Origin of the sequence: Methylobacterium sp. WL6 (assembly GCF_008040095.1) — a bacterium.
Lineage (GTDB): Bacteria > Pseudomonadota > Alphaproteobacteria > Rhizobiales > Beijerinckiaceae > Methylobacterium.
This window is the reverse complement of record NZ_VRVH01000666.1, coordinates 1-606: the sequence shown is the minus strand read 5'-3', so window position 1 is coordinate 606 and position 606 is coordinate 1. Positions and strand designations below refer to the sequence as shown.

Annotated in this window: 2 pseudogenes; both read right to left on the bottom strand. The window is 72.6% G+C overall.

What is annotated here, in order from left to right:
• A pseudogene (locus tag FV230_RS31140) lies at positions 1-117 on the bottom strand (amidase); the annotation flags it as partial.
• Between the two features lie 148 nt (positions 118-265).
• Positions 266-606: pseudogene (locus tag FV230_RS30225) on the bottom strand (acyltransferase); the annotation flags it as partial.

The following is a 606-nucleotide window of genomic DNA, read 5'->3' as shown; positions in this document are numbered from 1 at the left end:
GGAATGGAGGGTGACCGTGTCCCCGGACGCGATCTCGAGCACCGGCGGCAGCGCGGCGTCGAAGTAGCCGAGCACCATCTTGTCGGGGGTGGCCGGGATCTCGTGATGCGTCGGCATGTGCGCTCCTCGGCTCGGATCACAGGTCGCGGCGTCGCGCTCGGCGCGGCGACGCGGCGGAACGCGGATGCAATCGACGAACCAGGGCCCGGCATCGCCACGACGCATGCCGGTCATCGCCCGCCGCCCCCGCCGACGTGGATCCCGATCACCACCCGGCTCGCGGGACGGCGAGCGCCTTCATCAGGCCGGTCTCGTCGACGAGCGCCGCGACCGCGTTCTCCCGGCTGCAGGAATCGGCAGGGATGCGCAGGCGATAGCCGATCCGCCGCTCGCTCATCGCTTCGAAGCCAGGCCGAGCCGCGAGGTCCCGGCGCAAGCGCCGCGGCTTGTCCAAGGCGGCGAGGCGCCCGCCGCAGAACAGGGCGAGATGCAGGCTTCGGCTCGGCTGGTCCGGATCCAGCGCGTAGGCCCCGACCAGGAGCTCCGTTGGGGAGATGCGCTCCACCGTCTCGACGGCCGTTCGCAGGGTGGGGGGCAGGGCGAGGC